The organism is Variovorax sp. F042 (assembly GCF_057814215.1).
Window position 1 is genome coordinate 1 of sequence record NZ_JBVASX010000092.1, and the last position, 286, is coordinate 286.

Sequence of the window (286 nt, forward strand, 5' to 3'; positions counted from 1 at the left end):
ATCACCGGGCGCCTCGCAGACTTACATCGCACCGCGCCAGACGAAGTCGGACCCGATGCGCGCCGCCTCAAGCGGCTGGCCGGGCCACGCGCGGACGACTCGCTGTGGCGTCACGCGCTCGACGATCTGGTCGCGCGCGGTGCGCTGGTGCGCAGCGGCACCTGGCTGCATCTGTCGGACCATGCGGCACGCCTCGGCGAAGCAGAACAGAAGCTCGCACAGAAGCTATTGCCCAGGCTGGCCGACGGCGGCTTCGATCCGCCATGGGTGCGCGATCTTGCGAAGG

Annotated in this window: 1 protein-coding gene; it reads left to right on the forward strand. The window is 69.6% G+C overall.

What is annotated here, in order from left to right:
* The coding region (locus ACZYSP_RS35545) for a DNA/RNA-binding winged helix domain-containing protein (RefSeq protein ID WP_489019260.1) at window positions 1-286 on the forward strand (286 nt) is incomplete at both ends.